Here is a 23,820-nt window from a genome sequence, read left to right on the forward strand (position 1 = left end):
GGGAATCCATGGCGGCCGACGACATCGTCATCACCGGAGCCCGGGAGAACAACCTCAGGAACGTCTCGCTACGGGTGCCGAAACACAAGCTGGTCGTCTTCACCGGCGTCTCCGGCTCCGGCAAGTCCTCCATCGTCTTCGACACCATCGCCGCGGAGGCGCAGCGCCAGCTCAACGAAACCTTCACCGCCTTCGCCCGGACCTTCCTCCCCCGCTACGGCCAGCCGGACGTGGACACCATCGAGAACCTCTCCGCGGCCATCGTGGTCGACCAGAAGCGGCTCGGCGGTGGCTCCCGGTCGACGGTCGGCACCATCACCGACATCTACTCGCTGCTGCGACTCCTCTACTCCCGGGTCGGCAAGCCGCACGTCGGCTACTCCAACGCCTTCTCCTTCAACGACCCGCAGGGGATGTGCCCGGAGTGCGAGGGCCTGGGCAAGTCGGTCCAGCTCGACCTCGACGCCTTCCTGGACCGGTCGAGGTCGCTGAACGAGGGCGCCCTGCTGCACCCCGACTTCGCCAGGACCGGCTGGTTCTGGAAGATGTACGCCGCCTCCGGCTTCTTCGACCTGGACAAACCGCTGGCCGACTACTCCGAGCAGGAGTGGCAGACCCTGCTGTACGGCGACGGCAAGGTCCCGCTGGAGTGGCAGGGCACCACCATCAACTCCAGCTATGAGGGCGTGGTCACCAGGTTCACCCGGCTCTACATCCGCAAGGACGCGGCGGAGATGTCCGAACGCAACCGGGCGATCTTCCTGCGCTTCGTCACCGAGCAGACCTGCCCGCTCTGCCGGGGCGCCCGGCTCAGCCAGGCGGCGCTGGGCAGCGAGATCGACGGCTACAACATCGCCCAGTTGGCCGCGATGGAAGCCACCGAACTCGTCGCGGTGCTGCGGACCTTCACCGACCCGCTCGGCGCGACCGTGCTGGAGAGCCTGCTCGACCGGGTCGGCAACCTGGTCGATATCGGTCTCGGCTATCTGAGCCTGAGCCGGCCGACCGACACCCTCTCCGGCGGCGAGTCCCAGCGGATCAAGATGGTGCGGCACCTGAGCAGCAGTCTCGTCGACATGATGTACATCTTCGACGAGCCGAGCGTCGGCCTGCACGCCCGGGACGTCGAGCGGCTCAACCGGCTGCTGGTGAAGCTGCGCGACAAGGGCAACACCGTGCTGGTGGTCGAGCACGACCGGGACGTCATCGAGATCGCCGACCATGTGATCGACATCGGCCCGTCCGGTGGTGCGGGCGGCGGTGAGGTGCTGTTCGGCGGCACCGTCGACGAGCTGCGCAGCGCGGACACCCCGACCGGGCGCTATCTGGAGCACCGGCTGCCGCTCAAGACGGACTACCGGCGGCCGACCGGGCACCTGACCGTGACCGCGGCCGAGGTGCACAATCTGCGGAACGTCACGGTGGAGATCCCGACCGGGCTGCTGGTGGTGGTCACCGGGGTCGCCGGGTCAGGCAAGAGCACCTTGATCAACAACGTCTTCGTCGGGCAACACCCCGAGGCGATCGTGATCGACCAGTCCGCCGTCGGCGCCTCGATCCGGTCCAGCCCGGCGACGTACACCGGGCTGCTCGACCCGATCCGGCAGCTCTTCTCCAAGGCCAACGGCGTACCCGCCGGGCTGTTCAGCTTCAACTCCAAGGGTGCCTGCCCGAACTGCCAGGGGCTCGGCGTGATCTACACCGACCTGGCCTTCATGGACGGGCTCAGGTCGGTCTGCGAGGTCTGCGAGGGACGCCGGTTCAGCGAGGACGTACTCGAGCACAGGCTGCGCGGCAAGTCGATCAGCGACGTGCTGCGGATGCCGGCCTCGGAAGCCCTGGAGTTCTTCCCCGAGAAGAAGTTGCGGAGGATCCTCCAGGCGATCAACGACGTCGGGCTCAGCTACCTCCAGCTCGGCCAGCCGCTGAGCACCCTCTCCGGTGGCGAGTGCCAGCGGATCAAGCTCGCCACCGAGCTGCACAAGGGCGGCACCATCTACGTGATGGACGAGCCGACGACCGGGCTGCACATGTCCGACATCCAGCACCTGCTCGACATCGTCGAGCGGCTGGTCGGCGGCGGGAACTCGGTCGTCGTGATCGAGCACAACCTCGACGTGATCAAGAACGCCGACTGGATCATCGACCTCGGTCCGGAGGGCGGCAGCCGGGGCGGCACGGTGCTCTTCGAGGGCACCCCGGTCCAACTGCTCGACGCCACCGGCTCGTACACGGCCGAACACCTGCGACGCGACGTCGGGGCGGCCGTACCGGCCTGAAGCCGCGAACCGGACCCGCCGCCCGTGGTACGACTGCTTCGACAGCGGGGTGTACGGCGGGTTCGGGCAGGTCAGGACGGTAGCCGGTGGCCCGTGTGCGGCGGGTTGGGAGAGCGGGCGGCCGATGGCGACGGGCAGACACTCCACGCTGATCCGCGACCCGAGCCATCCGCAGCGGGCCACCCCGGTGGAGCTCTTCTACGACCTCGTCTTCGTCTTCATGCTGGCCCGGCTGGCCGAAGCGCTGATCATGAAGCTGAACCCGCTCGGCGCCTACCAGACGCTTCTGCTGCTGCTCGCGATCTGGTGGGTGTGGTCCTACACCAACCTGACCACCGACACCCTGGACTCGCGCCGGCCCGCCGTCCAACTGGTGGTCATCACGATCATGCTCGGCAGCCTGCTGATCTCGACCGCGCTGCCCGAGGCGTTCGACGGCCGGGCCCTGCTCTTCGTCTCCTGCTACGTCGGTATCCACCTGTTCCGCAGTACGGTCCTCGCGGTGATCCTGCGGGACCACCGGCTGCGGAACCGCCCGCTGCGCGGGATCTTCTGGTTCAGCCTCTCCGGGGTGCTCTGGTTCACCGGGGTCTTCGTGGACGGCACCGCACGGCTGCTGCTCTGGACGGCCGCCCTGGCCATGGACTACCTGGGGCCGGTGCTGCGCTGGCCCACCCCGAGGATCGGACGTTCGCCGGCCTGGGAGTGGAACACCGCCGGCGAGCACCTGGCCGAGCGGTACCGCCAGTTCATCATCATCGCGCTCGGCGAGAGCGTGGTGATCACCGCCCGGACGGTACGGAGCACCAACTACGCGCCGGAGCAGGCCGCCGCCGTACTGGTCGCGTTCGGCAGCACGGTGCTGCTCTGGTGGATCTACTTCTACCGGGCGCGGGAGAAGCTCGGCAGCGCCATCATCGGCTCGGCCGACCCGGGCCGGGAGACCAAGTGGGCCGGGTACGCCCACCTGATCATGGTGGCCGGCGTCGTGCTGACCACGGTCGGCGACGAGCTGATCATCCGACACCCGATGGAGGACACCCCCGGCGGCTGGGTGGCGGTGATCGTCGGCGGTCCCACGCTCTTCCTCGCCGGCCGGATCCTGCTGGGACACGAGGTCTTCGTCCGGGTGGCCCGACCCTGGCTGGTCGGGATCGGGGTGCTGGTCGTGATGGCACCGGCGATGGTCCTGCTGCCGCCGCTGGCGGTCGCCGTCGCCGTCCTGCTCGTCCTGCTCGGAGTCGTCATCGCCGACGTGCTCACGGTCGGCGAACCAGGCGGCACGCCCGGCATCACCTAGCGGCGGCGGCACGCCCGGTGGGGTGCTGGCGGCGCGGCAGCTACGAGCGGGCCGGGTCGAGACCAGAACCGGCCGGGTCGCCGAGCACGATCCGGGCGTCGTCCGGCAGCCGACGGGTGCTTCCGCGCCGGTCCAGCAGTTCGAGCAGCGGCACCGCGACCCGCCGGGTCGTACCGAGGGCCTGCCGGGCGGTGCTGAGGGTGAACGGTTGCGGCAGCTCGGCGAGTACCCGGATCGCCCGATCGGGGGCGTCCGGCAGCAGGACGACGTTCTCGGCGAGCCTGAGCAGCGCACCGGCGCGTACCGCCGCGCCGATCTCCCGGTGCCCGAGCCCGACCTCGGCCAGCCGGGCCGCCTCCGGGGCCACGAACGGCCGCTCGGCCAGCTCCGCGCCGACCCGGCGTACCGCCCGGGCGACCTGCTCGGGCAGCGCGCCGGCCGCCCCGCCCGAGCCGATCCGGCCGTCCCGGGCCACCAGCGGCGCCGTGACCAGGGCCTCGACCAGGGCCCGGTCCGGCAGGTCCAGCAGCCGTCGGGCGGTCTCGACCGGCACCCCGGGCCCCAGCGGATGTGCCCGCGCCCACCGGGTCACCTCGTCGACCAGCCGCCGCCCGAGTTCCCGCCAGCGCACCGGGTCGGCGTGCCACTCCCCGGCCACCGGCGCGGTCGTCACCGTCACGCCCATCCGCTCCAGCTCGGACCGGCGGGCCAGGCCACGCCGGGCCAGCTCTGCCGCCTCGTCGGGGCGGCCGTCCAACCCGGCCAGCACCGCCGCCCGGCGGGCCGCCGCACCACGCCGGCTCAACCTCGGCGGTACGACGTCGAGCACCCGCACCCCGCCGGCCACGTGCCGCCGGCCGGGATCCCGCAGCAACGCCCGGTCACCGATGCGCAGCGGCAGCGGCCGGTCCAGCCGGAGCCGGGCGGTGTCGACGCCGAGCGGGCGTACCCGGGCGGTCACCGCGGCGGAACCGACGTGCAGGGTGACCTCCGCCGGCAGCTCGGCCACCGGGTCCCCGGCGAGCCGGACGTCGACCAGGTCGGTCTGCTGGAACCGCCCCGGGGTGAGCAGCGCGTCGCCCCGGCCGACCTGCTCCCGGGCCACCCCGCGCAGGTTGACCGCGACCCGGGCCACCCCGGCCACCTCGGCGACCTGGGTACCCAGGGTCTGTAGCCCCCGGATCCGGACCCGCCGCCCGGTGCCGGTCAGCTCCAGCTCGTCACCGGTGCGCAGCACTCCCCCGCCGAGGGTGCCGGTCAGCACCGTGCCGCTGCCCCGGATGGTGAACGCCCGGTCCACCCAGAGCCGCACCGGGCCGCTCGGCTCCGGCACCGGCAGCCGGGCGGCGAGCCGGTCCAGGGCGGCACGCAGCTGTGGCAGCCCCGCCCCGGTGGCCGCGCTGACCGCGACCGCCTCGACCTGGCCGAGCGAGGTGGCCGCGATCTCCGCGAGCGCCAGTTCGGTGGCGACGGCCGGGTCGGCCAGGTCGGTCCGGGTCACCACCAGCAGCCCGTGCCGGACGCCGAGCGCGTCCAGCGCGGCCAGGTGCTCGGCGGACTGCGGCATCCAGCCCTCGTCGGCGGCGACCACGAAGAGCGCGGCCGGGGCCGGGCCGACCCCGGCGAGCATGTTGGGGACGAACCGCTCGTGTCCGGGTACGTCCACGAAGGCCAGTACCGTCCCGGACGGCAGTGCGGTCCAGGCGAAGCCGAGGTCGATGGTCATGCCCCGGCGCCGCTCCTCCGCCCAGCGGTCCGGCTCCATCCCGGTCAGCGCCCGGACCAGGGTGGACTTGCCGTGGTCGACGTGTCCGGCGGTGGCGACGACCTGCACGTCAGCGCTCCCGCCACGGCTGCGGAACCCGGGCGACGGCGGCCCGCACCGCCTCGTCCCGGTCGACGGGTACGCAGCGCAGGTCGAGCAGCAGCCGGCCCCGTTCGAGCCGGCCGACCACCGGCGGGTCGCCGAGGCGCAGCGGTTCGGCGTACTCCTCGGGGAGGGCGAGGGCCCACGAGTCGAGGGTGACCTCCGGCGCCCCGCCGCCACCGACGACGGCCTCGGTGCCGACCACCTCGGCCTTCAGGCCGCCGGCCGCGAGCTGGTCGCGGAGCCGTTCGGTGCGCAGCCGCAGCGCGGCCGGGGTGGCCCGCAGCGCCCGCCAGGTCGGGGTCTCCGGCCCGGTCAGGGTCGCCTCCAGGGCGGCCAGGGTCAGCTTGTCCACCCGCAGTGCCCGGGCCAGTGGATGCCGGCGCAGCAGCTCGACCAGGTCGGCGTCGCCGAGCAGCAGCCCGGCCTGCGGCCCGCCGAGCAGCTTGTCGCCGCTCGCGGTGACCAGTGTCGCGCCGGCCCGCAGCGCGGTGGCGGCGTCCGGCTCGGCCGGGAGCAGCGGGTCCGGCGCCAGCAGCCCGGAGCCGATGTCCACCACCACCGGTACGCCGAGGGTGGCCAGCTCCTCGACGGGTACGGCCGAGGTGAAGCCCCGGACGACGAAGTTCGACGGGTGCACCTTGAGCACGAAGGCGGTACCCGGCCCGACCGCCGCCGCGTAGTCGGCCAGTCTGGTCCGGTTGGTGGTGCCCACCTCCCGCAGTGTCGCGCCGGTGCTGGCCAGCAGGTCCGGCAGTCGGAACCCGTCGCCGATCTCCACCAGTTCGCCCCGGCTGACCACGATCTCCCGGCCGGCCGGTTCCGCGCCGGGCCGGGCGGCGGCGGTCAGCGCGGTCGCGACCAGGGCGAGGGCGGCGGCACCGTTGTTGACCACGTGCACCGCGCCGGCCGCCGGTACCGCCGAGGCGAGCGCGGCCAGCGCGCCCCGGCCCCGGCGGGCCCGCCGCCCGGTTCGCAGGTCGAGTTCCACGTCGGTGTGCCCGGCCGCCGCGACCACCGCGTCGACGGCCGCCGCCGACAGCGCCGCCCGGCCGAGGTTGGTGTGCAGCACCACGCCGGTGGCGTTGAGCACCGGGCGCAGCCCGGCGGCGGTGGCCGGCAGTGCGGCCAGGGTGGCCGGGACGACCTCCTCGGGCGGGATCTCGCCGCGCCGGACCCGGTCCTGGGCGGCGCCGAGCACGGCCTTGAGCCGGACCCGCCCGACGGTCGCCTCGGCGGTGGCCAGCCGGGGGTCGGCGAGCAGCACGTCGGTGCGTGGCACCCGTCGCCGCGGATCGACCGCCCCGTCCATTTCCACCTCGCCGTAGAAACCCGTTCACCCGGCACTTAACCACACCTGATCTCCAGCCGCCCGGGGAAGTCCACGGCCCGGCCGTCGATCGACGCTGGAAGCAGCCGGCGACGTAGACCCGGCGACCCGGATGCGGGACGGTGCGTGGGCCGGTCCGGGCGCCGCCGTTCCACGCCCGGCCAGGCTGGACCGTTCCACGCCCGGCCAGGCTGGACGGTGGCGGTCGGAGCGCGCCGGGTGGGTCAGCTGGCCGGGGTGACCGCGCCGGGGCCGGGCAGCAGGTCGACGTCGGCGGCCCGGATCGGCTCGCCGCAGGCGGAACAGGTCAGCTCGACGTGCGCGACCTGCCCGCAGGCCCGGTGCCGGTGCAGCACGGGTGGGCCCGCCTCGCCGGCGGTCCACCGGTCACCCCAGCGGGCCATGACGAGGAGCAGGTCGCAGAGTTCCTGGCCCTTGTCGGTCAGCAGGTACTCGTGTCGCGGCGGGCGGTTCGAGTACTCCCGCCGCTGGAGGACACCGTTGTCGACCAGCCAGCGGAGCCGCTCGGCGAGCACCTTGGTGGAGATGCCGAGGTCCCGCTGGAGCTGGTCGAACCGGGTGATCCCGGCGTAGACGTCGCGCAGGATCAGCGGGGACCAGGGCTCTCCGACGACGTCCAGGGTGCGGGCGATCGAGCAGGCCATCTCGGCGAACCGGGTCCGTTGCATGCCAGCACCCTAGTCGAGGTGACTTCCTTCAGGAAAGAGACTTCGGCTAGAGTGTGCCGGACCACAGCCTTTCTTCAGGGAAGTCACCGTAGGAGGAGATCATGGACCGACCTCAGGTGGTACCGGCCGAGGAGTGGCGGGCCGCCCTGGCCGCGCTGCGCGACAAGGAGAAACAACTCACCCGGGCGCTGGACGGCCTGGCCGCCGAGCGGCGCCGGATGCCGATGGTCCGCGTCGACCGGAACTACCGGTTCGTCGGCCCGGACGGGCCGGTGGGGCTGCCGGACCTGTTCGAGGGACGCCGGCAGCTCATCGTCTACTGCTTCATGTGGCACGGCGCCGACCACGTCTGCTCGGGCTGCGCGATGTTCACCGACAACATCGGACACCTCGCCCACCTGCACGCCCGGGACACCTCGCTGGCGCTGGTCTCCCGGGGGCCGCTCGCCGAGATCCAGCCGGTGCGGGAGCGGATGGGCTGGTCGATCCCCTGGTACTCCTGCCCCGACGGCGACTTCAGCGGCGACATGGACGCGGGCGACGGATTCGGGCTCAACGTCTTCCTCCGGGACGGCGCCGACGTCTACCGCAGCTACTTCACCACCGACCGAGGGGTGGAACGGCTCGGCAGCGGTTGGACCTTCCTCGACCTGACGCCGTACGGGCGGCAGGAGACCTGGGAGGACTCGCCGGACGGGTGGCCGCAGGGGCAGCCGTACGCATGGTGGCGGCTGCACGACGAGTATCCGGCGGAGCCCTCGTCGCCGAGCCGCACGGCCGACACCGACCCGGTGCGGGGGCGGAAGTGAGCGGCCGTACCCCCGTCGCCGAACTGCTCTTCCGGGCCGAGGACGCGGCACCGATGAGCCTGGACGAGGCGACGGTACGACCGTGGAGCCAGGCCCGGACGGCGTTGGAGTCGACGGCGAAGGGCTGGCTGTCGACCGTACGGCCGGACGGCCGCCCGCACGTCGCGCCGGTGATGCCGGTCTGGGCCGACGACGCGCCCTGCTTCACCACCCGCCCCGGCTCGCGCAAGGGCCGGAACCTGGCCGGCACACCGGCCTGCGCGCTCAGCGTCGCCGCCGCCGACCTCGACCTGGACCTCGTGCTGGAGGGTGATGCCGTCCGGCTGCGGGACCCGGCGCTGCTCCGGCGGGTGGCCGACGCCCTCGCGGAGAAGTACCGGTGGGAGCTGACGATCCGCGACGGTACCGTCCGCGATCCCGGACTGCCGGGTGAACCCGAGTACGCCTTCTACCGGATCACCGTGCTGCGCGGCTTCGGCTACGGCGCCGACGGGTCCACCGCGACCCGCTGGCGCTTCGACCGAACCGGCTGACCCACGGGGGTGCGACCATGGTCCGATGAGCACCGGGGAGCGCCATCGACTCACTCAGTACGCGCACGGCGGCGGCTGCGCCTGCAAGATCCCGCCGGGCGAGCTGGAGGAGGTGGTGGCCGGTCTGGTCGGCACCTCCGCTCCGGCCGGGCCGGGTGACCTGCTGGTCGGGCTCGACGACGGCGACGACGCGGCGGTGGTCCGGTTGGAGTCGGGTACCGCCGTGGTGGCGACCGCCGACTTCTTCACCCCGGTGGTCGACGACCCGTACGACTGGGGCCGGATCGCCGCCGCGAACGCCCTCTCCGACGTCTACGCGATGGGCGGTACCCCGGTGGTGGCGGTGAACCTGCTCGCCTGGCCCCGGGAGCTGCTGCCGCTGACCCTCGCCGCCGAGGTGCTGCGCGGCGGGCTCGACGTGGCCCGGGAGGCGGGCTGTCACGTCGCCGGTGGGCACAGCGTGGACGACCCCGAACCGAAGTACGGGATGGCGGTCACCGGGATCGCCGACCCGGAGCGGCTGATGCGGAACGACGCCGGCCGGGCGGGGCTGCCGCTGACCCTGACCAAGCCGCTCGGGGTCGGGGTGCTCAACAGCCGGCACAAGCAGACCGGCGAGGTGTTCGGGCAGGCGGTGGCGGCGATGACCGAACTGAACCGGGACGCCTCGGTGGCGGCGGTGGCGGCCGGGATCCGGTGTGCCACCGACGTGACCGGGTTCGGGCTGCTCGGCCACCTGCACAAGCTGGCCCGGGCGTCCGGGTTGACGGCCCGGGTGGAGGCGTCCGCCGTACCGTATCTGGACGGCGCCCGGGCGGCGCTGGCCGAGGGTTTCGTCAGCGGCGGCACCCGGCGGAACCTGGCCTGGGTGCGCCCGCACCTCGACGCGGCCGGGGTCGCCGAGGAGGAGTTGCTGCTGCTGGCCGACGCGCAGACCTCCGGCGGGCTGCTGCTCGCCGGTGAGCTGCCCGGCCATCCGGTGGTCGGCGAGCTGCTGCCGGCCCGGGGCGACGGGCGGACCCTGGTCGTCACCGGCTGAGCAGCCCGGTCACGGCCGCGGAACGCGGAACGGGTCCCCGGGATCGACGATCCCGGGGACCCGGAGGTGCAACCCGCTGCTACTGCTGCTTACTTGGCGCCAGCGGTGAGCGGGGCCAGCTTCGGGTCGTTGGCGTACGCCTCGACCACGTTCTTCTTGGTGACGATCAGCGGCTCCAGCAGGTTGGCCGGGACGACCTTGGCACCGTTGTCGTAGGACTCGGTGTCGTTGGTCTTCGCCTCGTTGCCGGCCTGGAGGGCCTTGACCATCTCGATGGTCTCCTTGACCAGGTTCCGGGTGTCCTTGTTGATCGTGGAGTACTGCTCGCCCGCCACGATCGACTTGACCGACTCCACCTCGGAGTCCTGCCCGGTGACCACCGGCAGCGGCTTGCCGGTGCCCTTGACCGAGGTCAGGATCGCCCGGGCCAGGGTGTCGTTCGGGGAGAGCACACCGTCCAGCGTCTTGCTGCTGTAGGTGGAGGTGAGCAGCGAGTCCATCCGCCGCTGGGCGTTCTCGGCCTTCCAGCCGTCGGTGGCGGTCTGCTTGATGTCGGTCTGACCCGAGCCGACCACCACGTTGCCGGCGTCGATCTCCTTCTTCAGCACGTCCATCGCGCCGTCGAAGAAGACACCCGAGTTGTTGTCGTCCGGCGAGCCGGAGAAGAGCTCGATGGTGTACGGGCCGTTCGGCTTCTTGGCCTTCATGCCCTCCAGCAGGGCCTGGCCCTGGAGCTGGCCGACCTTGAAGTTGTCGTACGCGACGTAGTAGTCGACGTCCTTGGTGTTCTTGATCAGCCGGTCGTACGCGATCACGTACGCGCCGGCCTGCTTGGCCTGCTCGACCTGGGTGGTGAGCTGCGCGGCGTCGGTCGCACCGATGACGATCACCTTCGCACCCTTGGTGACCATCGCCGAGATCTGCGCCTGCTGGTCGGCGACCGTGCTGGTGGCGCCGGCGTACTGGACGTCGGACTGGAAGCCGGCCTCCTTGAGCCCGTTGGTGAACAGGTCACCGGCGAGCACCCAGTTCTCGGAGGTCTTGGCCGGCAGCGCCACACCGATCAGCGAGTTGGCGGCGAAGCCCTTCTCGGAACCGGCCTCTCCGCCGCCGTCACCGGACCGTTCGGAGCAGGCCGTGAGGGCCAGCAGGGCGATGGCGCCGGCGGCGACACCCCTGGCTAGGAATCTACGCATTGCAGGTTGCCCTTCTTTACAGGGTGGTGGGGGGTGGGGCGGAGGTTTTCCGCCCCACCAGCGGTGACCGTCAACGGGCCACCGGAGTCTTGGCGGGCTCCTGGCCCGTCTCGACGCTGGGCGCCGGCGGGGCGGGTGCCTCCCGGCGGAAGGGTCGGGTCACCGATCCGATGACCGAGAAACGTCCGCGGTTCTTGTTGTAGACGTCGAACGCGACGGCCAGCAGCAGGACCAGGCCCTTGATGATCTGGACCCGGTCCGAGCCGACACCCATCAGCTGGAGACCGTTGTTGAGCACGGCCATCACCAGACCACCGACGATCGAGCCGCTGATCGTGCCGAGGCCGCCGGAGACCGCCGCGCCGCCGATGAAGACCGCGGCGATGGCGTCCAGCTCCCAGCCGATGCCGTCCTGCGGGCCGGAGGCGGCCGACCGGGCGACGAAGATCATGCCGGCCAGCGCGGCCAGGATCGACATGTTCATCATGACCAGGAAGTTGACCCGCTTGAGCTTGACGCCGGAGAGCTCCGCGGCCCGCGCGTTGCCGCCGACCGCGTAGATGTGCCGGCCGCCGGCGGTGTTCCGGGTGATGAAGGAGTAGATCACCACCAGTACGCCGAGGATGATGCCGGAGATCGGGAAGCTGGTACCGACCCGGCCGCCGGCGAACCGGAAGGCCGCGTAGAGGATCACCGCGACCGGCACGGCGACCCGGATGACCGAGATCCACAGCGGCGCGACGTCGGCGTCCATCTCCCGCCGGGTACGCCGGACCTTCCACTCCCGGACCACCACGGCGATCGCGACGAGCAGGCCGAGCAGCAGGGTGAGGTTGTTGTAGCCGGTGTCCGGACCGACCTCCGGCAGGAAGCCGGCGCCGATCACCTTGAAGCCCTCCGGCACCGGGATGGTGTCGGCGCTGCCGATGAACTGGTTGCCGCCCCGGAACAGCATCATGCCGGCCAGGGTGACGATGAACGCCGGTACCCCGATGTAGGCCACCCAGAAGCCCTGCCAGGCGCCGATCGCGGCGCCGACGAGCAGGCCGAAGAGGATCGCCACCGGCCAGGGCAGCGACCAGTCCTGCATGGACTGGGCCACCACGATCCCGACGAAGGCGGCGATCGAGCCGACCGACAGGTCGATGTGACCGGCGACGATCACCATCAGCATCCCGATGGCCAGGATCAGGATGTACGAGTACTGGCTGACCAGCGAGATCATGTTGCTCGAGTTCAGCGTCAGCCCGTCGGTCAGGATCTGGAACAGCAGGACGATCGCCACCAGCGTGAAGATCATCCCGAACTGCCGGGCGTTGGATGTCGTCCCCGCGAACAGGGACTTCTGGAGTTCCTTTATGCGACTCACCGGATCTGCGCCTTCTTCGCTGAGGTCATCTGCTTCATGAGGAGTTCCGGATCGGCGTCCCGCCGTTCGATGTTGCCGGTGATGGTGCCCTCGAAGACCGTGTAGATGCGGTCGCAGAGGCCGATCAGCTCCGGCAGCTCCGAGGAGATGACGATGACGCCCTTCCCCTGGTCGGCGAGCTGCTGGATGATGCCGTAGATCTCGTACTTGGCACCGACGTCGATGCCCCGGGTCGGCTCATCGAGGATGAGCAGGTCCGGGTCGGTGAACATCCACTTGGCCAGCACCACCTTCTGCTGGTTGCCGCCGGAGAGCTTGGTGACGCCCTCGTCGACGGTCGGGGCCTTGACCCGCAGGCTCTTCCGGTAGCTCTCGGCCGCCCGGTATTCGCGGACGGGGTCGACCACACCGTGCTCGGCGATCTTCGACAGCTTGGCGGAGACCACCGAGGTCTTGATGTCGTCGAGCAGGTTCAGGCCGAGCGACTTGCGGTCCTCGCTGACGTACGCCAGGCCGTGCTTGATGGCGTCGGCGACCGACTTCAGCACGATCTCCTGACCGTCCTTGAAGATCTGCCCGCCCTGGTAGACGCCGTACGAGCGGCCGAAGATGCTCATCGCCAGCTCGGTGCGACCGGCGCCCATCAGCCCGGCGAACCCGACGATCTCGCCCCGCCGCACGGTGAAGCTGGAGCCCTTGGCGACCATCCGGTCGGCCGAGATGGGGTGCCGGACGGTCCAGTCCCGTACCTCGAAGAAGACCTCGCCGATCTTGGGGGTGTGGTCCGGGAACCGGCTGGAAAGCTCCCGGCCGACCATGCCCCGGACGATCCGGTCCTCGTCCACCCCGTCCGCCTTGACGTCGAGGGTCTCGATGGTCCGGCCGTCCCGCAGGATGGTGATCGAGTCGGCGATCTCGGCGATCTCGTTCAGCTTGTGCGAGATGATGATCGAGGTGATGCCGCGCTGCTTGAAGCCGCGCAGCAGGTCCAGCAGGTGCTGCGAGTCGGCCTCGTTGAGCGCGGCGGTCGGCTCGTCCAGGATGAGCAGCTTGACGTCCTTGGCGAAGGCCTTCGCGATCTCGACGAGCTGCTGCTTGCCCACGCCGATGTCCTTGATCAGCGTGTCCGGGTCCTCCCGCAGTCCCACCCGGGCCATCAGCTCCAGCGCCTGCCGGTTGGCACTCTTCCAGTCGATCGCGCCGGCCCGCCGGGGCTCGTTGCCGAGGAAGATGTTCTCGGTGATGGACATCCCGGGCACCAGGGCGAGTTCCTGGTGGATGATCACGATGCCGGCCTGCTCGCTGGCCCGGATGTCGGCGAACCGGCTCTCCGCGCCCCGGTAGCGGATCTCCCCGGAGTAGCTGCCGTACGGGTAGACCCCGCTGAGCACCTTCATCAGGGTCGACTTGCCCGCGCCGTTCTCGCCGGCGATCGCGTGGATCTCGCCGCGCCGGACCACCAGGTTGACGTCGGAGAGCGCCTTGACCCCCGGGAACTCCTTGGTGATCCCGCGCATCTCCAGCAGTACGGGAGCGTCACTCATCGCCGACGCTCCCCGGTCCGGGCCGGTACGGCGGACCGGCGGGGGGCAGCCGCCGTGGGCCGCCCGTCCTCGGGGCGCCAGAGGGAACCGCGCGCGTCCAGCGGCTGGTCGCCGCGCCGCGTCATCAACATCATTGTTGCCTCCGGGCAGGTAGTCAGACCGGCTGACATACTTTTGTTGCCTGGAGGAACTTATTGGAAGGCGAGGAAGTTTCGCAAGATTTCGTGACCTGGTCTTGACAAATTCACAGGGTCCCGGCTCACCGGCCGGCGCCGGGCGTCACCGTGGGCATCGAGCGTCCGCGACCGGACACGATCACGAGTTTTCGACCGAAGCGTCCGGAGGAGCCCCGGAACCGCCCCCGGGCACCTGCCGTCGGTTCCCCCGCCCTGGACCGGGTCGGCCGGCCCGGCGGTCGCGAGATCCGGTCACGGTCCGGCCGTCGAGCCCGCTCACCATACGTGCGGCACCCTCCGTCCCCGCCACCCCGGGCCGCCGGAACGTGCGGCCCGTCACGCCTCGGGCAGGCCGGAACGACGCCGCCGCAGCCCGAAACGACGCCGCCGCAGGCCGGAACGACGTCGCCGCAGCCCGGAACGCCCGGCCCATCGGGCCAGCGGCTCAGGGGGCCGGCGGCTCAGGGGGCCCGCGGCCCCGGTCGCCGGCCGGCGCCGCGGTTCGCCCGCCGGCCGTTTCCGGTCACGGGCCGGTGACCTCGTCGTCCGGGCGGGAGGTGCCGGGTCGGGAGGGGAGCCGGGTGATCGGCGGCAGGACCAGGGCGACCACCGCGATCACCGCGAGCACCGTGAACGGCAGCGTGTAGGAGTTGCCGCTCGCCTCGAAGAGCGTCGCCGTCAGCAGCGGCCCGGCCACCCCGCCGATGCTCCAGGCCACGATCATCGCCCCGTAGACCGCACCGGCGTGCGGCGTGCCGAAGTAGTCCGCCGCCGTCGCCGGCATGGTGCCGAAGCCGCCGCCGTAGGCCAGATAGATCAACGCGGCGAGTACCGCGAAGAAGGCGAAACCGGCCGCGTGCGGGAGGATGAAGAAACACAACGCCTGGAGCGCCAGCATCCCACCGAAGGCCACCATCCGGCCGGTCTGGTCCGACAGCCACGCCCAGCCGAGCCGCCCGGCACCGTTGAAGAGCCCGAGCACCGCGACCAGGCTGGCGGCGGTCGCCGAACCCACCCCGGTGATCGTCTGCGCCGCGTCGGCGGCCTGGGAGATGAAGGCGATGCCGCAGGTCACGTTGAGTGCCAGGATCGCGGTGAGCAGATACCACTGCCGGGTCCGCAGCGCCTCGGCGAGGGTGTAGACCCGGGTACCGGCCGGCACCCGGCCGGTGGTCACCGGACGGTACCCGGGCACCCGGTAGCCGGGCGGCGGGTTCCGGAAGAACGAGGCGCCGAGCAGCACCGCGACCAGGTACGCGATGCCCAGCGGCAGGAAGACGCTGGGCTTGTCGGTGGTGTTGTTGAGCAGCGCCTTCGCCACCGGAGCGGTGATCACGGCACCGAAGCCGAAACCGGCGACCGCGATCCCGGTGATCAGACCCCGATGGTCCGGAAACCACTTGGTGAGCATCGCGATCGGGGTGATGTACGCGGCACCGAGCCCGATCCCACCGAGCACGCCGTAGGTCAGCACCAGCAGCCAGAGCTGGTCGGCGTCGGAGACCAGCGAGGCGAGGATGTTGCCGACGGCGTACAGCACGCCGCCGCCGAGCGCGACCGGTCGGGGCCCGCGCCGGTCCTGCACCCGGCCGCCGACCAGGCTGCCGATGAAGATCGTGCCGATCGCGACCTCGAACGGCAGTACCGCCTCGGCCTTGCTCCAGCCGAACGCCTGCTGCAACGGCTGGTTGAAGACGCTCCAGGCGTACACGGCACCGAGGGCCAGCTGCACCAGCACGGCGGCCACCACCAGGCCCCACCGGCCGGCCGTCGGACTCTGCTCCCCCCGTACCCCGATCTCGACCTTCCCTGCCATGAGCGTGACCCCCGTCTCGGCTCATGGACGGCACCCGCTCGTGGCTACGGGCCGGCGCCGGCCCCCCGTCTCGCCCGCCGCTCCCGCTGCGGCAGCACCGTGTACTTCGGATCCCGGGCGGAGACGACCCCGGCCTCGAAGACCCCGAACCGGGTCAGCGCCGAGGAGGCCAGCAGGGCCGCACCGGAGAGCACCGAGAGCGTGCGGCTGCGCCGGGCCAGCAGCGCACCGGCGGTACCGGCGGCCAGCAGCAGCCGGGCGCCCTGGATCAGCCGGGCCGGCCGGCCGGTCCGGTACGGCTCGCCGGTCAGCCCCATCCGGGCGATCCGGCGCTCGGCGACCGTCTCGACCACCGCGCCGGCCACCGCCAGCCGGACCGCCGGGCCGCTCTGTGCGGTCGGCGTGCTGGCCAGCGCGGCGCCCGCGCCGGCGACCAGCGCGCTGCCGGCGAAGAGGAAGGGCAGGTCCGGGTAGGCGTCGTGCCAGGCCGGCATCGCGGTGTCGGCGAGCAGCACCCCGGTGTACGTGGCCAGCGCCGGCGCCGCCACGGCCGCAGCCAGCCCGGAGACCCGGCCGACGGGTGGCAGCAGCCGGCGGGCCAGACCGGGTACGCCACGCCGGGGCAGGATCGCGGCGACCTCGCTCAGCGCGGCCAGCCCCGCCGCCGGGCCGAACGCGGCCAGGATCCAGGTGCCCATCGACATCGGCGAGGTCGGCTTGGCGACCCGCAGCATGTGGTGGAACCGGGCCGGCCGACCCAGGTCGTTGACCAGGAAGTAGGTGCTCGCGCCGAGGGCGCCCAGCGAGACGAGCCGGCCGGACCGGCGCAGTCCCGGCCGCCCGGTCAGGTCCGCACCGGCGGCCAGCAGCGCCGATCCGGCGGCCAGCCCGCCGGTGAACAGGTACGCCGGGATGTCCCGCCGCCACACCGGTGCCTTGACCACCGGCCGGCCGTAGTACGAGCTGAACTCGGCCGGCGGGACGACCACCGGTTGTCCGGCGACGACCCCCGGCCCGGCCCCGCCCCGCCGCCCGGACCGGCGTCGCAGCTCCCCGCCGTTGTGCTGACCGAGGCCGTCCGCGACCTCCCGGAGCCGCTCTCCGAGCGGCCCGCCGCCGTCCGGTGCCGGCCCGGTCATGACGCCTCCTCGATTCGCTCGTCGTGCCGAACCTGCGCCGCCGGACGGCCGGCGGGCCCGGTCCGGCCGGTCACCGGGGCCGCCCGACGAAGGCGGCCACCGCGGCGGCCGTCATGGTGAGCGCGGCCAGCCCGGCCCGACGCCACATCCGGGGCAGGTCACGGGTGGTCACCACCGGGTCCGGTGGCAGCCCGTACACCTCGGGCTCGTCGAGCAGCAGGAAGAACGCGCCGTCCCCGCCCACCCCGTCGTCCGGGTCGTGCCCGTAGAGCCGGGCCTCGGTGACGCCGTCGGCGTGCAGCCGCTCCACCCGGGCCCGGGCCCGGTCGCGCAGCTCGTCGAGTTCGCCGTACTGGATCGACTCGGTGGGGCAGGCCTGGGCGCAGGCCGGGGTACGCCCGGCACCGATCCGGTCGTAGCAGAGCGTGCACTTCCACGCCCGGCCGTCGCCCTTGCGCTGGTCGATGACGCCGTACGGGCAGGCGGGGATGCAGTAGCCGCAGCCGTTGCAGATGTCCTCCTGCACCACCACCGTGCCGAACTCGGTACGGAACAGCGAGCCGGTCGGGCAGACGTCCAGGCAGGCGGCGTGGGTGCAGTGCTTGCAGACGTCCGACATCATCAGCCAGCGCAGGTCGGCCCGCCCGTCCCGGCCCTCCTCCCGGCCGGGCAGCTCGGTGCCGGGCATGCCGAGGAACTGGGTCCCCTCCGCCATCCGGCCCGCCGGGGCGGGATCCGGGCCCGGCGGCAGGCCGGGGCTGGTCCCCTGGTCCGTACCGACCCGGGCGGCCGCCTCGGCGGTCGCCGGGCTGATCGGCGGCCCGCTCGGGGTGCCGGCCATCGGCGGCGACGACTGCCAGCCCACCCGCCGGGGCTGCTCGACGAAGGCGACGTGCCGCCACGAGTTCGCGGTCAGCGCCCCCGTGTTGTCGTACGACATGCCGAGCAGGTCGAGCCCGCTCTCCGGCACCAGGTTCCACTCCTTGCAGGCCACCTCGCAGGCCTTGCAGCCGATGCAGACGCTGGTGTCGGTGAAGAACCCCATCCGGGGTGGCGGATCGAGGTGACCGGACTCCTCGGCGGGGTTGACCGGCGCATCCGAGCGCCGCGTCTCGACCATGCTCATGCCTCCCGTTCCGTGTCGCCGCCGTCCGGCGGCTGCCCCGGTGCTTCACCGGCACCGTCCGCGCCGGTGCCGCCCCGGCCGGCGGTGACGATCGGCGGATAGTGCCCGTCGAGGCCGGCCCGCCGCCGGTAGTCGGCGAGGTAGTCGAGCAGCTCCGGCCCCCTCGGCCGGTGGCCGGCCCGGATGTCGCAGGTGCCGACCTTGCTCTCCTGGATCAGCACGTTCGGGTCGAGGGTGGCCCCGAAGAGGTCGTTGGCCGGCTCGCCCTGGACCAGCCCGTTGCCGCCGAAGTGGTACGGCAGCCACACCTGGTGGATCAGGCGCCCCTCGATCCGCAGCGGGGTCAGCCGGTCGGTCACCATCACCCGCGCCTCGACCACGCCCCGGCTGGTGACCAGGTGTGCCCAGCCCAGGTGGGTGAGTCCACGTTCGACGGCCAGCTCCGGCCCCACCTCGACGAACATCTCCGGTTGCAGTTCGGCCAGGTACCGGACGTTGCGGCTCATCGCGCCCGCCGTGTGGTGCTCGGTGAGCCGGCTGACCGTGAAGACGTACGGGAAGACGTCCGCGTGCGGGTCCGGCGGGCTCGGGTTGGTCGGGTTGTCCGGCCGGTCGTACGTCTTGCGGACCGGATTGGCCTGCTGCCCGTAGAGCGGGTTGCGGATCGGGGACTCGACCGGCTCGTAGTGGGTCGGCAGCGGCCCGTCGAGAATTCCGGACGGTGCGTACAGCCAGCCCTTCCCGTCGCCCTGCATGATGAACGGGTCGTCGCCGGCCAGCGCCGCCACCCCGGTCGCGTCCGGGTCCGGCCGGTACGAGGGCGGCTTGGTCTTCTCGAAGTCGGGTACGTCGTGCCCGGTCCACTCACCGCGCTCCTCGTCCCACCAGACGTAGCGCTTCCGCTCGCTCCACGGCCGTCCCTCCGGATCGGCCGAGGCGCGGTTGTAGAGGATCCGCCGGTTGAGCGGCCAGGCCCAGCCCCACTCGGCGGCGACCCAGTTCTGCTCGCCGCCAGGCTTGCGCCGGGCCGCCTGGTTGACCCCGTCGGCGAAGACGCCGGTGTAGATCCAGCAGCCGCCGAGGGTCGAACCGTCGTCCTTCATCTCCACGAAGGAGTTCAGCGGGCGGCGGGTCGCCACCTCGTACCCGTTGATCTCCCGCAGCACCGCCTCGGCCTCCGGCTCGGCGTGCGGGCCCTCGGTGGGATAGTCCCAGGCCAGGTCGAGCAGGGCCCGGTCGCGGGGCCGGGTGGAGCCGGCGAGCTTGCCCCGGATGATCCGGCCGAGGTGGTAGAAGAACCAGAGTTCGGAGCGGCAGTCGCCGGGCGCCTCGACCGCCTTCTCCCGCCACTGCAACATCCGCTGGGTCTGGGTGAAGGTGCCGGGCTTCTCCACGTGCGAGGCGGCCGGCAGGAAGAAGACCTCGGTCCTGCACCGCTCCGGGGCGATCTCGCCGGTCTCCACCTCCCGGCTGTCCTTCCAGAACGTCGCACTTTCGATCATGAAGAGGTCGCGGACCACCAGCCAGTCCAGGTTGGCCATGCCGAGCCGCTGGGCCCGGCCGTGCGCCGAGCCGACCGCCGGGTTCTGGCCGAGCAGGAAGTACCCCTTGACCTTGCCGTCGATCATGTTGAAGACGGTCTGGTACGTGCCGTGGTCGCCGCTCATCCGGGGCACGTAGTCGTAGCAGAAGTCGTTCTCCGGGGTCGCCGCCGCACCCCAGTACGCCTTCAGCAGGTTCACCGCGTACGCCCGGGCGTTGCCCCAGAAGCCCTTCTGGCCCGGGTGCTGGATGCTCTCGATCCACTTGTCGAAGGTCGGATGCTCCATGTGGTTCGGCATCGGCAGATAGCCGGGCAGCAGGTTGAACAGCGTCGGGATGTCGGTCGAGCCCTGGATGCTGGCGTGCCCGCGCAGCGCCAGGATCCCGCCGCCGGGCCGGCCGATGTTGCCGAGCAGGAGCTGGATGATCGCCCCGGTCCGGATGTACTGCACCCCGACGCTGTGCTGCGTCCAGCCGACCGAGTAGACCAGCATGGTGGTGCGGTCCCGCTTGGAGTTCTCCGCCCAGGCCCGGGCGACCTCCTCGAACTTCTCCCGGGGCACCCCGCAGACCCGTTCGACGAGTTCCGGGGTGTAGCGGGCGTAGTGCCGCCGGAGGATCTGGTAGACGCAGCGCGGGTGCTGGAGCGTCTCGTCGCGTTCCGCCTGCCGGGAGACCGGCGGGCCGTGCGACTCGTGCCGCAGTCCGGCCGCGCTGTCCCGCTCGGTCGCGGTGTCGTTCCCGCCGTCATCCTCCTGCCCGGCGTACTGCCAACTGGACTGCGCGTAGCTGGTCCGGTCGGGGTTGTAGCCGGAGAAGAGGCCGTCGAGGTCCTCGGTGTCCTGGAAGTCCTCGCTGACGATGGTGGCCGCGTTGGTGTAGGCGACGACGTACTCCCGGAAGTCCAGCTCGTTCTCCAGGATGTACCGCACGATCCCGCCGAGGAACGCGATGTCGGTGCCGGCCCGGATCGGCACGTACGTGTCGGCGAGCGCGCTGGTCCGGGTGAAGCGGGGATCGACGTGGATGATCTTGGCGCCCCGCTCCTTCGCCTCCATCACCCACTGGAAGCCGACCGGATGCGCCTCGGCCATGTTCGAGCCCTGGATGATGACGCAGTCACTGTTCAGCAGATCCTGCTGGAAGTCCGTCGCGCCGCCGCGACCGAAGCTGATCCCCAGACCGGGGACGGTGGCGGAGTGTCAAATCCGGGCCTGGTTCTCGATCTGGATCGCCCCCATCGCGGTGAACAGCTTCTTGATGAGGTAGTTCTCCTCGTTGTCCAGGGTGGCCCCACCGAGGCTGGCGATGCCGAGGGTGCGGTGCAGCGGCCGGCCCTCGTCGTCGACGTCCTCCCAGGTGGCGTCCCGGGCCGCGAGCACCCGGTCGGCGATCATGTCCATCGCGGTCGGCAGGTCCAGCTCCTCCCACTCCGTCCCGTACGGACGGCGGTAGAGCACCCGCTGCTGCCGCAGCTCGCTGGTGACCAGGTTCTTGCTGGCGGCGCCCTTGGGGCAGAGCCGGCCCCGGGAGATCGGGCTGTCCGGATCTCCCTCGATCTGGGTGACCCGACCGTCGGAGACGTAGACCCGCTGGCCGCAGCCGACGGCGCAGTACGGGCAGATGGACCGGGCGACGGAGTCGGCGCTGTCGGTGCGCGGAGTCAGCTCTGCCGACCGGGCGGACTTCGCGGCCGCTCCCCGGCCGAGCGGGTCGGTGCCGGTGAGCTGCCGGTAGACCGGCCAGCCCTCGATCCAGGTGCGTACCCCCACCGTCAGCACCTCCTCCAGCGACGAGGCCGGTTGCCCGACCATCCGAGGGTAGGTCAGCCAGACGGTGCCCCGAGGGAAAGCGCCGAAACCCGGCGGGACCGGAAACGGCCGGAAAACTTTTCGACCCGTCCCGGCTGGGCGAGCCCGGCACGGCCTGCGGAGACGGGACGAAGGGCAGCAAAACAGCGGCCACCAATGCGAATGATCATGACATCCGAGGCGATTGGGGCAGTACTCTGACGCGATGTCTGTCGATCAATCCACCGAGACCGGATCGGATCCCTTCCCCCGGATCGACTTCGACCACCACTCCCCCGAGTACCGCGCCAACTGGCGGGCCATCTCCGACGAGCACCTGGCCCGATGCCCGGTCGCCCGGACCGACGCCTACGGCGGCTTCTGGGTCGTCTCCGACCACGCCGGCGTCAGCCAGGTGATGCGGGACGACGCCACCTTCAGCTCCGGCCGCAACAGCGAGGACCCGTCGGATCCCCGGCAGGGCATCGTCATCCCGCCGAACCCGATCACGCAGATACCGTTGGAGCTGGACCCGCCGGAGTACAACCCGTACCGGCGGATCATGAGTCCGTACTTCTCGCCCAGCGCGGCCCGCGACTCGCTGCCCTTCGTCGAGCAGGCCACCGACGCGCTGCTGGACCGGGTCTGCGCGAGCGGCCGGATCGACCTCGTACTGGACTACGGCAACCCGCTGCCGGCACTGGCCACCATGAAGCTGATCGGGCTGCCGCTGGACGACTGGCAGACCTACGCCGAGCCGATGCACCGGGTCGCGGCGTCGCCACCGAGCGACCCCGACTTCCCGCGCAACGTGCAGATCATGGGTCAGCTCGGCGGTGCCATCGCCGCCCAGGTGCCGAAGCTGCGCGAGGAGCCCGGCGAGGGGCTGCTGAGCGGACTGGCCACGGCCACCATCGACGGCAAACCGCTGCCCGTCGAGGAGGTGGTCAGCGCCGCGCTGCTGGTCATCCAGGGCGGCGTGCACACCACCACCGCGCTCTTCGCGCACACCATGGTCTGGCTGGCCGACCACCCCGACCACCGGGCGGCGCTGCTGGCCGACCCGTCGCTGTGGGAGCACGCCACCGAGGAGTTCCTCCGGGTCTTCCCACCGGCGATGGGCTTCGCCCGGACCGCCACCCGGGACGTGGTGCTCGGCGGGCAGCAGATCCGGGCCGGCGACCGGGTGATGATGTCCTTCGCCGCCGCCAACCGGGACCCCGCGGTCTTCCCCGACCCGGACGAGGTACGGCTGGACCGCTCCCCCAACCGGCACACCAGCTTCGGACTCGGCATCCACCGCTGCATCGGGCTGAACCACGCCCGGGTCTGGTTCCCACACCTGGTGCGGCGGGTGCTCGACCGGATGCCGGACATCGCCATCGACCGGGACGCCACCAGGCAGAACGAGAGCGTCGGCGTGATCAACGGCTTCGTCAGCATGCCGGCCACGTTCACCCCGCACGAACCGCTCGGCGTGACCATGCCGAACTGACCCGCGCACGTCCTGCGGCCGGCGGTCGGGGCGGTCCCGCGACGGGCGGGCGCCCGGCCGTCGGCCGGAGCGGGTACGGTCTCCGGCGACCGATTCAGAAGTACGGGGGTGGCGATGACGGTCAGCGCGGACGACCTGGAGCTGGCGGTGGCCAGTGTCGCCGGCACGCTCCGCCCCGGCACCGATCGGGACTGGGCTGTGCCGGCGGGCGGGCTGGACTGGGACTGCTGGCACACCGGGGAGCACCTCGGCGACTGCCTGCTGTCGTACGCGATGCAGCTCGGCGCCCGCCCCGCGGACCGGTACGTGCGGTTCCTGGCCACCGTCGACCCGGCGGCGACCCCGGCCCAGGTGCTGGAGTTCGTCGAGGGCAGCGGGCAGCTTCTCGCCGCGATGGTCCGGACCGCCCCCGCGTCGGTGCGGGCGTGGCACCCGTACGGCATGGGCGACCCGGCCGGCTTCGCCGGCATGGGCTGCGTCGAGACGCTGCTGCACGGCGACGACATCGCCCGCGGACTCGGGCTGACCCTCACACCGCCGGCCGAGGTCTGCGCCCGGGTGCTGGCTCGAATGTTTCCGCAGGTCGCCGCCGAACTCACCGGGGTCGTCGAGCCGTGGCTGGCGCTGCGCTGGGCCACCGGCCGGGTCGAGCTGCCGGACCGGCCCCGGGTGCGGCGGTGGCGCTGGCACGCGGAGCCGCTGGACGAACGCGGCTGAGCGACTCCCCGCCGCCGGACGGGGTTCGACGAACCACCCCGCCGACCGTCACCGTCGGCCTACC

Annotated in this window: 17 protein-coding genes; 7 read left to right on the plus strand and 10 right to left on the minus strand. The window is 71.9% G+C overall.

Going from position 1 to position 23,820, the window contains the following annotated elements:
- Positions 1 to 8 precede the first annotated feature (8 nt).
- Both C6361_RS03940 and C6361_RS03945 read left to right on the plus strand, forming a co-directional pair.
- Entirely contained in the window at positions 9 to 2,279 is a 2,271-nt protein-coding gene (locus C6361_RS03940; RefSeq protein WP_107266779.1) for an excinuclease ABC subunit UvrA, read from the plus strand.
- A 124-nt stretch (positions 2,280 to 2,403) separates the two neighbouring features.
- A complete protein-coding gene (locus C6361_RS03945; protein WP_159079160.1) occupies positions 2,404 to 3,579 on the plus strand; it encodes a low temperature requirement protein A in 1,176 nt (391 codons plus the stop codon).
- Positions 3,580 to 3,619: 40 nt separating this feature from the next.
- Here C6361_RS03945 and selB read toward each other — a convergent pair whose 3' ends face one another.
- The 3 genes from selB to C6361_RS03960 form a co-directional block, all read right to left on the minus strand.
- Entirely contained in the window at positions 3,620 to 5,413 is a 1,794-nt protein-coding gene (gene selB, locus C6361_RS03950; protein WP_107266781.1) for a selenocysteine-specific translation elongation factor, read from the minus strand.
- 1 nt (position 5,414) lies between these two features.
- Positions 5,415 to 6,758, minus strand: a complete 1,344-nt coding sequence (gene selA, locus C6361_RS03955) for an L-seryl-tRNA(Sec) selenium transferase (RefSeq protein WP_107266782.1) — start codon at positions 6,756 to 6,758, stop codon at positions 5,415 to 5,417.
- 242 nt (positions 6,759 to 7,000) lie between these two features.
- Entirely contained in the window at positions 7,001 to 7,465 is a 465-nt protein-coding gene (locus tag C6361_RS03960) for a helix-turn-helix domain-containing protein (RefSeq protein ID WP_107266783.1), read from the minus strand.
- A gap of 101 nt (positions 7,466 to 7,566) precedes the next feature.
- On the opposite strand from C6361_RS03960, the gene C6361_RS03965 reads away from it, so the two are divergent.
- From C6361_RS03965 to selD, 3 genes are read left to right on the plus strand one after another with little or no spacing between them, the layout of a single operon-like run.
- Complete coding sequence (locus tag C6361_RS03965; protein ID WP_107266784.1) at positions 7,567 to 8,274, plus strand: DUF899 domain-containing protein; 708 nt, start codon at positions 7,567 to 7,569, stop codon at positions 8,272 to 8,274.
- The gene (locus C6361_RS03970) at positions 8,271 to 8,807 is read left to right on the plus strand and encodes a pyridoxamine 5'-phosphate oxidase family protein (RefSeq protein WP_107266785.1); all 537 of its coding nucleotides are present in this window, start codon (positions 8,271 to 8,273) and stop codon (positions 8,805 to 8,807) included. Before C6361_RS03965 ends, C6361_RS03970 begins: the two co-directional genes overlap by 4 nt.
- 25 nt (positions 8,808 to 8,832) lie before the next feature.
- Positions 8,833 to 9,846, plus strand: coding sequence for a selenide, water dikinase SelD (gene selD / locus C6361_RS03975; protein ID WP_107266786.1), 1,014 nt, complete (start codon positions 8,833 to 8,835; stop codon positions 9,844 to 9,846).
- A gap of 89 nt (positions 9,847 to 9,935) precedes the next feature.
- Here the strand turns inward: selD and C6361_RS03980 are convergent, their stop codons facing one another.
- The 7 genes from C6361_RS03980 to fdh form a co-directional block, all read right to left on the minus strand.
- Positions 9,936 to 11,042 carry a sugar-binding protein gene (locus tag C6361_RS03980; protein ID WP_107255843.1) on the minus strand — a complete coding sequence of 369 codons (1,107 nt, stop codon included), beginning with the start codon at positions 11,040 to 11,042 and terminating at the stop codon, positions 9,936 to 9,938.
- Between the two features lie 70 nt (positions 11,043 to 11,112).
- Entirely contained in the window at positions 11,113 to 12,411 is a 1,299-nt protein-coding gene (gene mmsB, locus C6361_RS03985; protein WP_107266787.1) for a multiple monosaccharide ABC transporter permease, read from the minus strand.
- Entirely contained in the window at positions 12,408 to 13,955 is a 1,548-nt protein-coding gene (gene mmsA / locus C6361_RS03990; protein ID WP_107266788.1) for a multiple monosaccharide ABC transporter ATP-binding protein, read from the minus strand. The genes mmsB and mmsA overlap by 4 nt, the downstream gene beginning before the upstream one ends.
- 699 nt (positions 13,956 to 14,654) lie before the next feature.
- On the minus strand, positions 14,655 to 15,947 hold the full coding sequence (locus tag C6361_RS03995) for an OFA family MFS transporter (RefSeq protein WP_107266789.1): 1,293 nt from the start codon (positions 15,945 to 15,947) through the stop codon (positions 14,655 to 14,657).
- A gap of 44 nt (positions 15,948 to 15,991) precedes the next feature.
- On the minus strand, positions 15,992 to 17,086 hold the full coding sequence (nrfD, locus tag C6361_RS04000; protein ID WP_107266790.1) for an NrfD/PsrC family molybdoenzyme membrane anchor subunit: 1,095 nt from the start codon (positions 17,084 to 17,086) through the stop codon (positions 15,992 to 15,994).
- Between the two features lie 70 nt (positions 17,087 to 17,156).
- Positions 17,157 to 18,206, minus strand: a complete 1,050-nt coding sequence (locus C6361_RS04005) for a 4Fe-4S dicluster domain-containing protein (RefSeq protein WP_199853422.1) — start codon at positions 18,204 to 18,206, stop codon at positions 17,157 to 17,159.
- Between the two features lie 2 nt (positions 18,207 to 18,208).
- A complete protein-coding gene (fdh, locus tag C6361_RS04010; protein WP_199853423.1) occupies positions 18,209 to 21,526 on the minus strand; it encodes a formate dehydrogenase in 3,318 nt (1,105 codons plus the stop codon).
- Between the two features lie 244 nt (positions 21,527 to 21,770).
- Here fdh and C6361_RS04020 point away from each other — a divergent pair, with 244 nt between their 5' ends.
- Complete coding sequence (locus tag C6361_RS04020) at positions 21,771 to 23,039, plus strand: cytochrome P450 (RefSeq protein WP_107266792.1); 1,269 nt, start codon at positions 21,771 to 21,773, stop codon at positions 23,037 to 23,039.
- Positions 23,040 to 23,153: 114 nt separating this feature from the next.
- Positions 23,154 to 23,756 (plus strand): maleylpyruvate isomerase N-terminal domain-containing protein, encoded by a 603-nt coding sequence (locus C6361_RS04025; RefSeq protein ID WP_107266793.1) that lies wholly within the window; start codon positions 23,154 to 23,156, stop codon positions 23,754 to 23,756.
- Positions 23,757 to 23,820: the final 64 nt, after the last annotated feature.

Origin of the sequence: Plantactinospora sp. BC1 (assembly GCF_003030345.1) — a bacterium.
Classification (GTDB): domain Bacteria; phylum Actinomycetota; class Actinomycetes; order Mycobacteriales; family Micromonosporaceae; genus Plantactinospora.